This window comes from Aeromonas sp. ASNIH5 (assembly GCF_002902865.1).
Lineage (GTDB): Bacteria > Pseudomonadota > Gammaproteobacteria > Enterobacterales > Aeromonadaceae > Aeromonas > Aeromonas caviae.
Genome location: NZ_CP026122.1, coordinates 4045041 through 4058085, shown reverse-complemented (window position 1 = coordinate 4058085; position 13045 = coordinate 4045041). Strand labels below are relative to the sequence as shown.

At 61.0% G+C, this 13045-nt stretch carries 11 protein-coding genes; 2 read left to right on the top strand and 9 right to left on the bottom strand.

Features of this window, described 5'->3' with window-relative positions; translation table 11 throughout:
• Positions 1 to 160: 160 nt before the first annotated feature.
• The gene (locus tag C2U30_RS19125) at positions 161 to 1150 is read right to left on the bottom strand and encodes a luciferase-like monooxygenase (RefSeq protein ID WP_103244305.1); all 990 of its coding nucleotides are present in this window, start codon (positions 1148 to 1150) and stop codon (positions 161 to 163) included.
• A gap of 216 nt (positions 1151 to 1366) precedes the next feature.
• On the opposite strand from C2U30_RS19125, the gene C2U30_RS19120 reads away from it, so the two are divergent.
• Positions 1367 to 4252 carry an HD domain-containing phosphohydrolase gene (locus tag C2U30_RS19120; protein ID WP_103244304.1) on the top strand — a complete coding sequence of 962 codons (2886 nt, stop codon included), beginning with the start codon at positions 1367 to 1369 and terminating at the stop codon, positions 4250 to 4252.
• A gap of 71 nt (positions 4253 to 4323) precedes the next feature.
• On the opposite strand, the gene C2U30_RS19115 is transcribed toward C2U30_RS19120, so the two are convergent.
• The 4 genes from C2U30_RS19115 to rplU form a co-directional block, all read right to left on the bottom strand.
• Entirely contained in the window at positions 4324 to 5694 is a 1371-nt protein-coding gene (locus C2U30_RS19115; RefSeq protein ID WP_010673201.1) for a YjiH family protein, read from the bottom strand.
• A 367-nt stretch (positions 5695 to 6061) separates the two neighbouring features.
• The gene (cgtA, locus tag C2U30_RS19110; protein WP_010673200.1) at positions 6062 to 7264 is read right to left on the bottom strand and encodes an Obg family GTPase CgtA; all 1203 of its coding nucleotides are present in this window, start codon (positions 7262 to 7264) and stop codon (positions 6062 to 6064) included.
• 189 nt (positions 7265 to 7453) lie between these two features.
• The gene (rpmA, locus tag C2U30_RS19105) at positions 7454 to 7711 is read right to left on the bottom strand and encodes a 50S ribosomal protein L27 (protein ID WP_010673199.1); all 258 of its coding nucleotides are present in this window, start codon (positions 7709 to 7711) and stop codon (positions 7454 to 7456) included.
• A 17-nt stretch (positions 7712 to 7728) separates the two neighbouring features.
• Positions 7729 to 8040, bottom strand: coding sequence for a 50S ribosomal protein L21 (gene rplU / locus C2U30_RS19100; RefSeq protein ID WP_005304210.1), 312 nt, complete (start codon positions 8038 to 8040; stop codon positions 7729 to 7731).
• A gap of 242 nt (positions 8041 to 8282) precedes the next feature.
• On the opposite strand from rplU, the gene ispB reads away from it, so the two are divergent.
• The gene (gene ispB / locus C2U30_RS19095) at positions 8283 to 9254 is read left to right on the top strand and encodes an octaprenyl diphosphate synthase (protein ID WP_103244303.1); all 972 of its coding nucleotides are present in this window, start codon (positions 8283 to 8285) and stop codon (positions 9252 to 9254) included.
• A gap of 84 nt (positions 9255 to 9338) precedes the next feature.
• Here ispB and C2U30_RS19090 read toward each other — a convergent pair whose 3' ends face one another.
• From C2U30_RS19090 to hflX, 4 genes are all read right to left on the bottom strand, one after another.
• Positions 9339 to 9527: a DUF2065 domain-containing protein gene (locus C2U30_RS19090; RefSeq protein ID WP_103244302.1), complete on the bottom strand. Its 189-nt coding sequence runs from the start codon at positions 9525 to 9527 to the stop codon at positions 9339 to 9341.
• 84 nt (positions 9528 to 9611) lie between these two features.
• Complete coding sequence (hflC, locus tag C2U30_RS19085) at positions 9612 to 10496, bottom strand: protease modulator HflC (protein WP_103244301.1); 885 nt, start codon at positions 10494 to 10496, stop codon at positions 9612 to 9614.
• A 3-nt stretch (positions 10497 to 10499) separates the two neighbouring features.
• Positions 10500 to 11651 carry an FtsH protease activity modulator HflK gene (gene hflK, locus C2U30_RS19080; protein WP_010673195.1) on the bottom strand — a complete coding sequence of 384 codons (1152 nt, stop codon included), beginning with the start codon at positions 11649 to 11651 and terminating at the stop codon, positions 10500 to 10502.
• A 93-nt stretch (positions 11652 to 11744) separates the two neighbouring features.
• Entirely contained in the window at positions 11745 to 13031 is a 1287-nt protein-coding gene (gene hflX / locus C2U30_RS19075; RefSeq protein WP_103244300.1) for a ribosome rescue GTPase HflX, read from the bottom strand.
• Between the last annotated feature and the right edge of the window lie 14 nt (positions 13032 to 13045).

Here is a 13045-nt window from a genome sequence, read left to right as displayed (position 1 = left end):
CAGGGCCAGCATAGGGGAAGGGGATGAGAGGCGACACGACAGATGGCCGACACTCACCTGACTTCCTTTAAAAATCATAAAGTTACTACCACGCAATCGTGGCTTTTGCGCCCCGAGCAGCCAGGCTTGGCGTGCCGCTGGCGGCCAGGCGTCGCGGGGGTTACAACCCCTGCATCAGCTCGGCACCAATCTCGAAGGAGCGCAGGCGCGCCTGATGATCGACGATGGGGCCGTTGAACATCAGCTCGTCCGCTCCGGTCTCTGCCAGCAGAGCCTTGAGGCCGTGGCGTACCCGATCCGGCTCCCCCACCAGGGAGCGAGCCAGGGTCTGCTCCATCGCCATCAATTCGCGGGGAGACCACTCATCCCCCAGCGTCTGCACCGGCAGTGGCAGCTTGCCGGCATCCCCCCGGTAGAGACGCAGGAACTGCTGCTGTAGGGTGGTGAACAGGAAGCGGGCCTCACGGTCGGTGTCGGCGGCGATCAGATTCACGCACACCACCGCATGGGGTTTGGGCCAGCGGGCAGAGGGGCGGTATTGGGTACGGTAGATCTCCAGCGCCTGCAGCAACATGGCGGGAGCGAAGTGGGAAGCAAAGCCGAACGGCAACCCCATGGCCGCAGCCAGTTGGGCACTGTAGAGGCTGGAGCCCAGCAGCCAGATGGGCACATGGAGTCCCTGACCCGGCACCGCCTGCACGGCACCGACCTCGTCGCCAAAATAACTCATCAGTTCGCGTACATCCGCCGGGAAATCATCCACCTCGCCGCTGCGCTGGCGGCGCAGCGCGTGCATGGTGCGCTGATCGCTGCCAGGGGCGCGGCCCAGGCCGAGATCGATGCGATCCGGATAGAGGGAACTCAGCGTACCGAACTGCTCCGCAATGACCAGGGGGGAGTGGTTCGGCAACATGATGCCGCCAGCCCCGAGCCGCAACGTCGTGGTGCCCCCGGCCAGGTGGCCAATCAGCACCGCTGTGGCGGCGCTGGCAATGCCCGGCATGTTGTGGTGCTCCGCCAGCCAGTAGCGGTGGTAACCCCAGCGCTCCGCATGGCGAGCCAGATCCAGCGAGTGGCGAAACGACTCGGACGGCAGGCCACCTTCGGGAACGGGCACCAGATCCAGCACGGAATAGGGGACGACAGACATGGGACACTCCATTGGTTCACAGGGCGTTTATCAGGGGAGCAATGTAGCACGAGATATCTGAACGAATCATCTCACCACAGAGCAAGGGGGCAGCCCGGAGGCCGGCTGTTGATTTGGGGCCGAAGAGCGCAAGATCGAGTCCTAGGCTTTTTGTCATCCAGCAAGCACACTGTTAGGTGACCAATACGGCGATCGCCAGGGGACAAGGATCCGTCCATGACAAACGCAAGTCTCAGTCGCAGACCCTTTTACGTACACATTGCCACCCTTTTCATCCTGCTCTTCTCCTTGCTGGGGGGCGCCCTCATCGTGCTGCAGTTCCAGCAGGGCATGCAGCAGGGGCTGGAGCACGAACGTCAGAGCTTCCAGCAATACCGGGAGCAGCTTGCCCTCGCCATCAAGCTGAACCAGCGACCGGCCCGCATGTCCCTGAATCTGCTGCGCAGCGGCCAGCTGTCCGCCATGACAGACCTCGAGACGCGGCTCGCCTTCCTGCCCCAGCTGGCGGAAGTACTGGCCAACAGCACCAGTTACGGCGCCATCTATGCCGGTTACGAGGACGGCGATTTCTTTCTGGTTCGCAAGCTGACCGAACGGGCGAGAGGGGCGCTGGAGGCGCCTCCGCCCGAGAGCCGCCTGCTGGTCCAGAGCCTGCATCAGGGACAGGGAGAGTTCCTCTATTTCGACCAGCGGCTGCGGCTGCTGGAGCGGCGCCCCATGCCGGACTACCGTTTCGATCCGCGAGATCGGGGCTGGTACAAGGAGGCGCGCTGGAGCACGGGCATCATAGTGACCCACCCCTACCTCTTCTTCACTACCCGGGAGCCAGGCATGACACTGGCGGTGGAGAGCGACGATCGCCGGGCAGTGATCGGGCTCGATGCGGGCGTGGAGGGACTCTCTTCCCTCATCGGCGAGTTGCCCCTGCCCGGTCACAGCCAGCTGGTGCTGTTTGACGAGGTCGGGACCCTGCTGGCCACGGATCCCGAGCGCCTCCCAAGCTTCGAGCAACTGAGCCGCCTGCCCATGCTGTCGGCCCTCAATCACCCCATTCTCACCAGGCTGCAACAAGAGATGGCCGCGCGGCCTGCCCTGCTGCATCACCCCGCCGAGCTGACCCTGGCAACGGTTCAGGGTCAGGAGTGGCTGGTCAATCTCTCCTCCCTCGGGGAAGAGTCCCCGTTTTATCTCGCCCTCCTGGTGCCCACCGAGGTGCTCACCGCCCCGGCGCGCCAGGATGCGCTGCACAATCTCGCCTGGGCCCTTGCCGGTCTGCTGCTCCTGCTGCCCGTCATCTGGCTGGCTGCCCGGCGCACTGCCGCCCCCTTGCTGGTATTGACCGGGGAGGCTGAGCGGATCCAGCACTTCGACTTTGGCGAAAGCCCGGGGCCGGATTCGGCAATCCGCGAAATTGACAACCTCGCCCGCGCCATGTCCAGCATGCGCCTGACCCTCGGCAATTTCATGAACATGGGCCGGGCACTGGCGGCAGAGCATCGCTTCGATTCATTGCTCAGCCGCATCCTGCACGAGACGGTGGCGGCTGCCCAGGCCGAGGGCGGCTGCCTCTTCCTGGCCCAGGAGAGCGAGATGCAGGCCGTTCACGCCATCTGGCAGGGGCAGCCGCTGGCGTGCGAACAGGTACAGTGGCAGGCGGCGCTGCTCGGCGGTCTCTACCACACGGAGCGCCTCTGCCTGCCCCTCGACGAGGCACAGTGGGCCCGCTACCTCACCGACTGGGGCCCCTTCCCCGGTGCCTGCCAACTGCTGGTCGAGCCCCTTCACAACCACCGTCAGGAGCTGATCGGCTGCCTGCTGCTGATCCTGCCAGACTGCTCGGCCCGCGAACTGGCCTCGCGCATCAGCCTCATCGAGGCGCTGGCGGGCACCTCCTCCTCCGCCATCGAAAACCAGCGCCTGCTGGAGGAGCAGAAGCAGCTGCTGGAAGCCTTCATCGAGCTCATCGCCGGTGCCATCGATGCCAAGAGCCCCTACACCGGCGGCCACTGCCAGCGGGTGCCGGAACTGGCCAGGATGCTGACCCAGGCTGCCTGCTCACAGCAGACGGGGCCCTTTGCCGATTTCCGGCTCAACGAAGAGGAGTGGGAGGCCATCCATATCGCGAGCTGGCTGCACGACTGCGGCAAGGTCACCACCCCGGAGTTCGTGGTGGACAAGGCGACCAAACTCGAGACCATCTACGACAGGATCCACGAGATCCGCACCCGCTTCGAGGTGCTCAAGCGGGATGCTCACATTGAGGCGCTCTGCGCCCTGCTGCCCCCATCCGGGCAGCAGGCCGCCCTCGAGGCCCTGCTCCCCCTCTGGCACACCCTGGATCAGGAGTTCGCCTTCGTGGCCGAGTGCAATCTGGGGGGCGAGTGGATGGCGCCGGAGAAGCTCGCCAGGCTGGATACCATTGCCAGCCGCACCTGGTTGCGCACTCTGGACGATCGGCTCGGCATCAGTCAGGAGGAGCGCAAGCGCCACCAGGAGGCCCCCTCTCCCCTCCCCTGCCGCGAGTCGCTGCTCGCCGACAAGGCGGTCCATCTCATCCCTCGCCCCGAGCACGACAATCTCGCCCGACACAACCCATGGGGCTTCAAGGTGCGGGTGCCCACCCACCTCTACAACAGGGGGGAGCGCTACAACCTCGCCATCGGCCGCGGCACCCTCACCGAAGAGGAGCGCTACAAGATCAACGATCACATCATCCAGACCATACGCATGCTGGAGAAGCTTCCTTTCCCCCGCCATTTGCGCAAGGTGCCGGAGATTGCGGGGGGCCATCACGAACGGATGGACGGCACGGGCTATCCGCGCCAGTTGCAAGGGGGACAGATGAGCATTCCAGCCCGCATCATGGCCATTGCAGACATCTTCGAGGCGCTGACGGCGAGCGATCGCCCCTACAAGTCAGGCAAGACGGTCTCCCAGTCCCTGGCCATCATGGTGAAGATGGTGCAGGAACAGCACATAGACCCGGCCCTGTTTGCCCTCTTCATCGAGAGCGGCATCTGGCGGGACTACGCCAGACGCTTCCTCGCCCCCGAGCAGCTGGACGAGGTAGAATGCCAGGCCCTGCTGGCAGGATCACACTGACCTTCCGCTGGCACTCGCCCATAAAAAAAACGGTCAACCCGGGTTGACCGTTTTTCGTTCCACTGCGCCCCTTAGAACAGCAGGTGCGCCACACCGGCAATCACCGGCAGGGTGACCAGGGTGCGCAGCAGGAAGATGACGAACAGCTCCCACAACTTGACCGGGATCTTGCTGCCCAGCAACAGAGCGCCCACTTCCGACATGTAGATGAGCTGGGTGACCGACATGGCGGCGATCACGAAGCGGGTGATGTCGCTCTCGATGGTGGAGGCCAGCACCGCCGGGATGAACATGTCGGCGAAGCCCACCATGATGGTCTTGGAAGCGGCTTCCGCCTCCGGCAGTTGCAGCAGCTCGAGCAAAGGCACGAAGGGCGCCCCCAGCCAGTTGAACACTGGGGTGTGCTCCGCCAGCATCAGGGCACAGGTCCCGACGGCCATCACCACCGGCAGCACGCCAAATACCATGTCCAGGGCGTTTTTCACCCCTTCACGCGCCACGGCGCCGAGATCCGTCATGCTGTCGGCCTTGGTCAGGGCACGATGGTAGCCGTAGCTCAGCACGCTGTGCTGATGGGGGATTGCCTCCTGCTTGCGGCACAGGGGAGTACCGTCGCTGTAGACATCCTTCTTCCAGGAGAGCGGCGGCAGGCGCGGTACCACGATGGCGGCCACCACACCGGCCAGGCAGACGGTCAGGTAGAAGGGGACGAACATATGCTCCAGCTTCACCTGGGAGATCACCACCAGACAGAAGGTGATGGAGACGGCGGAGAAGGTGGTACCGATGACGGCCGCTTCCCGCTGGGTGTAGAACTTGCCTTCATACTGCTTGCTGGTCAGCAGGATCCCGACGCTGCCATCACCGAGCCAGGAGGCGAAGCAGTCCACCGCAGAACGACCCGGCAGACGGAACACCGGACGCATGATGCGGGTCATCATGGTACCGACAAACTCCAGCAGACCAAAATCCAGCAGCAAGGGCAGCAGCAGACCCGCAAAGATGAAGACGGAGAACAGTACCGGCAGCAGATCGTGCAGCACCAGGCCGCCGGTCGCCCCTGAGCGCAGTACCTCGGGACCGGCTTCAAAGAAGGTCAACAGCACGAAGACCCCGCCCAGCACCCGCACGCACGCCCAGAAGGGGGAGACGTTGAACAGGCTGTTGAGGAAGGGGCGTTTCACCAGGATCGCCGGTTTGAACAGCCAGGCGATCAGGGTCATCAGCATGGTGGTGGTGATGATGGCGCTGACCATGGCCACCAGATGATCGGCAAACACCGTTTGAACCAGCTTCGCCAACACGGCGACGGGAATGGTGACATTGCCGTCATAGATGACCGGGGTCATGAACAGCAGGATCCCGATCAGTGACGGGATCAAAAACATCAGCACGTTGCGGCGAGTACGGATTGCCGGTGCTTCCAGGGTCTTTTCCAACATATAAACAGCCTTAAATATGACTTTTCCTTCAGCCGGGCCGCCTGCATACTCATGCCCTCGCCCGGAAAACGGGCGCAAGAATAACCCAAAAAACTGCACAAACAAGCCGTTAATTGATCATTTCAAGCATAAATATTTTATCAGGCGAACCATCCATAAGAACAAACCAAAACAGTCATGCATATCGATTCAATTTGAATGGTTAGCATAATGTTTCATACAGGTTACATTCAGGTGCGCAGTATAATCCGCAGCCACTGTCAGGCAATAAGAGACATGAAAAATATATCTATAGGGTGATCCCATCGATCGCCCCATAAAAAAAACCGGAGCCTGTCTGGCTCCGGTCTTGTCACGAACATGATGCTCAATCGCGAACGTAAATGACTTCGACGCCGTCGTCGTCCTCATCGTCCCAGTCGTCATCGTCCAGGCCATCATCGAAGGCCTTGGACGCCGCCAGGGCATCGGCTTCCGCCTTGGCAAGCTGGTTCTTGTGGTAGTCGTCCCACTTGAACTCCACCTTCTCGATGGCGTCTCTGGCATCCTCCGCCAGCTGACGGGGCATGGTGTCCAGCAGATCCAGGATGTCGTAGCACACCTTCTTGGTGCCTTCCTTGCTGATGGCGGTGATGGCGTAGACCGGACCTTCGTGGTTGAGGGCTGCCTTGACTCTGTCCATCACTTCCTGAGCCTCTTCTTCCAGGATCAGGTCCATCTTGTTGAACACCAGCCAGCGCGGTTTGCCCGCAAGCTCGGGGCTGTATTTTTCCAGCTCCCGGACGATGGTCACGGCGTTCTCGGCCGGATCGGAGCCATCCACCGGGCAGATATCCACCAGGTGGATCAGGACGCGGCAACGCTCCAGGTGCTTGAGGAAGCGGATCCCCAGGCCTGCCCCCTCGGCAGCCCCTTCGATGAGGCCGGGAATGTCGGCAATGACGAAGGAGCGGGAGTTCTCACCACGTACCACACCCAGGTTCGGTACCAGGGTGGTGAAGGGGTAGTCTGCCACTTTCGGACGGGCCGCAGAAACGGCGCGAATGAAGGTGGACTTGCCTGCGTTGGGCAGACCCAGCATGCCGACATCCGCCAGCAGCAGCAGCTCCAGCCTCAGGGTACGCACTTCACCCGGGGTGCCGTTGCTCTTCTGGCGCGGCGCCCGGTTGACCGAGCTCTTGAAGCGGGTGTTGCCAAGGCCGTGGAAGCCGCCCTTGGCAACCAGCAGCTTCTGATCGTGACTGGTCAAATCTCCCAGCAGTTCGCCGGTGTCTTCATCGGTGGCGCGGGTGCCGACCGGTACTCGCAGGATCTTGTCCTTGCCGCGACGACCGGTACAGTTGGCACTCTGGCCGTTCTCGCCACGCTCGGCGGCGTGGAAGCGCTCGAAACGGTAGTCGATCAGGGTGTTCAGGTTTTCATCGGCCACCAGATACACGTCACCACCATCACCGCCGTCACCGCCGTCCGGGCCGCCGTTCGGGATGTACTTCTCGCGGCGGAAGCTCACACAACCGTTACCACCGTCACCGGCATCGACTCGAATCTGGACTTCATCAACAAACTTCATAGGTAACCGTCACCTTAATTCGAAAAACCGATACGCAATTATAGTGATACGGGCCCCTTCGGGCGAGGCGCATCTGGCCGATGAGGGCTGTCAGCGCCGGCTCATCCGCGTGCCGTTTTTTCGTCAAACTCATCAGAAAAACAAAAGCCCCGCCAGGTTGGCGGGGCTTCGGATCCTTGCGGTCCGTAATTACTCAGCAACGATGCTGACGTACTTACGATTCTGCGGACCTTTAACTTCGAACTGCACTTTACCGTTCGCGGTAGCGAACAGAGTGTGGTCCTTGCCCAGACCAACGTTCTCACCAGCGTGGAACTTGGTGCCGCGCTGACGAACGATGATGCTGCCAGCCAGAACTGTTTCGCCGCCGAAACGCTTCACGCCCAGGCGTTTAGCTTCAGAATCGCGACCGTTGCGGGATGAACCGCCAGCTTTTTTGTGTGCCATCTATCGGACTCCTCTAATTAAGCGCTGATGCCAGTGATTTTGACTTCAGTGAACCACTGACGGTGGCCCGCTTGCTTACGGTGGTGCTTACGACGACGGAACTTGACGATAGTCACTTTCTCGCCACGGCCGTGAGCCACAACTTCAGCCACAACCTTGCCACCTTCAACGAAAGGAGCACCTACTTTGAAAGTGTCGCCTGCAGCAACCATCAGCACTTCGTTGAAGTCGATGGTAGCGCCAGTCTCAACGTTCAGCTTTTCCAGACGAACGATTTGACCTTCGGCCACACGGTGTTGTTTTCCGCCGCTTTGGAATACCGCGTACATTTGATTAACTCCGTAAAGGCGTGTCTTTTGCTCAAGGCCAGACACGCACAAAAACCTATAACAATGGGCGGGCATTCTACGCAGAACGATTTGCCGAGGCAAGGCCAATTTAGCAAAAAGTTTATTTTGTGCGCATATCTGCCCCCGTGAATAAACGCCTAACTGTAACCCATTGTGAAATCGTGTAGAATCCCCGCCATTGCTAAAAACGCAGTAAATGCTGCCGTCACGTTACGAGACTTATGGACCAACAGACTATCCGTGCGCTCTGTGCCGCCGACATGACGGCGGTCAATGAACTGATCCTGGCGAGACTCCAGTCCGATGTCAGCCTGATCAACCAGCTGGGTTTCTATATTGTCAGTGCAGGCGGAAAACGGATGCGCCCCATGCTGACCGTGATGGCCGCACGCGCACTGGGCTATGAGGGTGAAGATCACCTGAAACTGGCCGCCATCATCGAGTTCATTCACACCTCTACCCTGCTGCACGACGACGTGGTCGACGAATCCGACCTGCGCCGCGGCCGGGAAACCGCCAACGCCCTGTTTGGCAACGCCGCCAGCGTCCTGGTGGGTGACTACCTCTACAGCCGCTCCTTCCAGATGATGAGCGAACTCTCCAACCTGAAGGTGATGGAGATACTCTCCGATGCCACCAACACCATCGCCGAAGGAGAAGTGCTGCAGCTGATGAACTGCAACGATCCGGATACCACGGAAGAGAGCTACATGACGGTCATCTACTGCAAGACCGCCAAGCTGTTTGAAGCCGCGACCCGACTCGCCGCCGTGCTGACCCATCAGCCCCAGCCCGTCGAGCAGGCCATGACCGACTACGGCAAGTACCTGGGTACCGCCTTCCAGATCATCGACGACGTGATGGACTACTGCTCCCAGAGCGAGGAGATGGGCAAGAACGTGGGTGACGATCTGGCCGAAGGCAAGCCGACCCTGCCGCTGTTGCGCGCCATGGAGGCAGGTACCCCGGAAGAGCGTCAACTGGTGCGCGATGCCATCGAGCACCGCAACGGGATGGATCACCTGGAGCGTATTCTGGGCATCCTGGATCGCACCGGAGCTCTCGAATACTCCCGCCAGCGAGCTCGGGAAGAGGCTGACAAGGCCATCGCCGCTCTCGCCATCCTGCCGGACTCCCGGCACAAGCAAGCGCTGGAGACCCTGGCCCACATGGCGGTACAGCGCAGCGCCTGATGCTCAGCCGGAAATAAAAAAGAGGCCCTTTGGCCTCTTTTTTATTGTCCGGAAAACACAGTCTGGCTCACTCATCACCATCCTCTATCGCGCCAGCGCCCACAGAATAACGGCCCCGGCCACCACCAGACAGCCGCCGATGCGGCGCAGCTGCTCGGTGGGCTGCTCGCTCAGCAGCCGCAGCATCTGTTGCCAGGCGCGCGGCATCAGCAGCGGTCCCAACCCCTCGAACAGCAACAGCAACCCCAGCCCCATCAACATGGATGTCAGCATCACCTCTCCTTATCCCCTGCCGGTCTGTGGCTGGCAAACAAAAGGGCCTGAATCATCAGGCCCTTGGGTCATATCAACACGTGTTTACTGCTTGTCACCGTGCGGCGACTTGAGGTAGCGGAAGAACTCGCTGTCCGGCTTCAGCACCATGAGGTCGTTGCCACCGGCGAAGCTCTTGCGATAGGCCTCCATGCTGCGCACGAAGCTGAAGAACTCGGGGTCCTTCTTGTAGCTGTCGGCGTAGATCCTGGCGGCCTCGGCATCCCCTTCACCGCGCAGCTGGCGTGCGTTGCTCTCGGCATCCGCGATCATCACGGTCACCTTGCGGTCGATGTCGGCACGCAGGATCTCGGCCTGCTCGCGGCCCTGTGAACGGTGTTCACGGGCGACAGCGGTCCGCTCGGCCCGCATCCGCTGATAGATGGAGCTGGAGACTTCCACCGGCAGGTTGATCTGCTTGATGCGCACATCCACCACCTTGATGCCGAGCTCGGAGGAGCGCGCCATCTTCATCAGGGCATCTTCCATCACGGTACTGCGCTCGCCGGAGACGATGTCCTTGATGGTGCGGTTACCGATCTCGGAACGCAGGCCGTTGTTGATCTTGCGCTTGAGCAGGTCTTCAGCCTGGATCTTGTTGCCACCACCGGTCGCCAGGTAGTACTTGGAGAAGTCCTCGATCTTCCACTTCACGTAGGAGTCGATGATGAGATCCTTCTTCTCGGACGTAACGAAGCGATCCGCCTGGCCTTCCAGGGTCTGGATGCGGGCATCCATCTTGCGTACCTGGTCGATGAGCGGCACCTTGAAGTGCAGACCCGGCTCGTACAGGCGTGGTTCACCGGAGTCGACCCGTTTCACCTTGCCAAACTGCACCACGATCCCCTTCTGTCCTTCATCGACGATGAAGATGGAAGAGAAGCAGACCATGGCGGCCACAGCGATGACACCAATAGCTAGCTTTTTCATCTATCAGTTTCTCCCTGTGCTGAAACGATCACCGCCACGCAGCGGGGTCGGAGTGGAGTTGGCCCCTTCGTTGGACGGCTGGGCCGCCTCGACTGCCGGGGTGCCCGCAGGACGTGCCGGTTGCACGGCATTCGCCTTGCCAGAGAGCTTGTCGAGCGGCAGATAGATCATGCTGTTGTTGCCAGCCGGCATGTCGACCACCACCTTGTTGGCCTGCTGATAGAGCTCTTCCATGGTTTCGAGGTAGATACGATCACGGGTCAGCTCGGGTGCGGCCTGATACTGGGGCAGCAGCTCGTTGAAGCGAGCGACTTCACCCTTGGCCTTCAACACGATCTGGGACTTGTAGGCTTCGGCCTCCTGCTCCAGACGTTTGACCTGGCCACGAGCCTTGGGCTCCACTTCACGGGCATAGGCTTCCGCTTCACGGATGAAACGCTGCTCATCTTCCTGGGCGGAGATGGCGTCATCAAACGCATCCTTCACCTCTTCCGGCGGACGCGCCGGCAGGAAGTTGACGTCCACGATCTGCAGACCCATCTGATAGGGCTCGATGATGCTGTCGATCACCTGCCAGGTTTCCTGACGCACCTTCTCACGACCCGTGGTCAGCACATCGTCCATCCGGGTGTGACCCACCACGTAGCGCAGGGCGCTGTCGGTGGCCTGGCTCAGGCTCTCGTCTGCATTGGTCACGCTGAACAGGTACTGCTCGGGATCGACCACACGATACTGCACGTCCATCTCGACCCGCACCACGTTCTCATCCTGGGTCAGCATGAAACCGGACGCCGGCAGGGAACGGACCGATTCCACGTCCACCGGGATCACCCGGTCGATGAAGGTCGGTTTCCAGCGCAGACCGGGATCCACGTTGTGGGAGTATTCGCCAAAGCGCAGCACCACGCCCCGCTCGGCTTCGCGAATGGTGTAGAAGCCGCTGACGACCCACACCACCACGGCCACCACCAGCGCGATGGAGAGGCCGAACTTGCCGACGTCACCACCACCGGATTTGCCACCACCGAGCAGACCGCCAAAACGACGGCTCACCTTGCGAAGCATCTCGTCCAGATCAGGGGGGCCCTGATTCTTGCCGTTGTTCCCCCAGGGGTCACGGTCTTTGCCATTGTTACCAGGCTCATTCCAAGCCATCAGCGTCTCCATTAATACATGCGGATGGATATCATCTCTATCGGGCCACAGAGGGGCGATGAAGTCAGCAAACCAGTTATGTTCATCGACCCATCAAGGCCTGATAAAGCGTTGTAAACTCTCACCTTCTTGTTTCATGAGGCGGTTCCAGTCAGCCCGTTGCAGGCGAACTTCCAGCACAAAGTCCCCCTCCTCGCTGAAACCTTCCTGCTCGATACCTTTCAGCCGATAGAGCGCACTGCGCAGTCTGGCGGCGGAAGGGGGCAGTTGCAGGGTGTGATGCACCATGGAGCCGGCCAGCAGTTCGGTCAGTGCCTGGAACAGGTATTCACTGCCCTCGCCAGTCTGGGCCGACAACCAGACTCGCACCGGTCGTCCAGCCTCATCCCGTTCAAGACCAGCCGGACGATCCCCCAGCTTGTCGATCTTGTTGCAGATCATCAGTTGGGGACGGTCATCCGCCTCGATCTCGGCCAGCACACGCTGGACCGACTCGATATTCTCCTGCATCTGTTCATCGGCGCAGTCCACCACGTGCAGCAGCAGGTCCGCTTCGCGAGTCTCCTGCAGGGTCGCCTTGAAGGCCGCGACCAGATCATGGGGCAAGTGCCGAATAAATCCAACTGTATCCGCCAGGATCACATCACCCACATCCTGGATCACCAATTTGCGCAGGGTGGGGTCCAGGGTTGCGAACAATTGGTCGGCAGCATACACGCTGGCATCTGTAAGTTGGTTGAACAAAGTGGATTTTCCGGCGTTGGTATACCCCACCAGAGAAACGGTCGGCACTTCGTTGCGGTTGCGGGCACGGCGCCCCTGCTCCCGCTGCTTGGCCACCTTGTCGAGGCGGCGCAAAATGGCCTTGATGCGCTCACGCAGCAGGCGTCGGTCGGTTTCAAGCTGGGTTTCACCCGGGCCGCGCAGACCGATCCCCCCCTTTTGTCGCTCAAGGTGGGTCCAGCCTCGCACCAGACGAGTGGAAAGATGGCGCAACTGGGCCAGTTCGACCTGCAACTTGCCTTCGTGAGTGCGGGCGCGCTGGGCGAAGATATCGAGGATAAGGCCTGTTCTGTCCACGACCCGGCACTGGAACAGACGCTCCAGGTTGCGCTCCTGGGCGGGGGTCAGGGCATGGTTGAAGATGACCACGTCGGCGTCCAGCATCTGGACCTGGGACGCGATCTCTTCCGCCTTGCCGCTGCCGACAAAAAATTTGGCGCTGGGTGCGCTGCGACTGGTGGTGATCACCCCCAGTGCATTGACCCCGGCCGAGCTCACCAGCATCTTGAGCTCGTCCAGATCCTCCCGCTCGCCCTCATCGCTGAAGTTGACATGTACCAGAACGGCCTGTTCACCAGCTTCGTAACGGTCAAACAAGCGCTTGCTCCTTG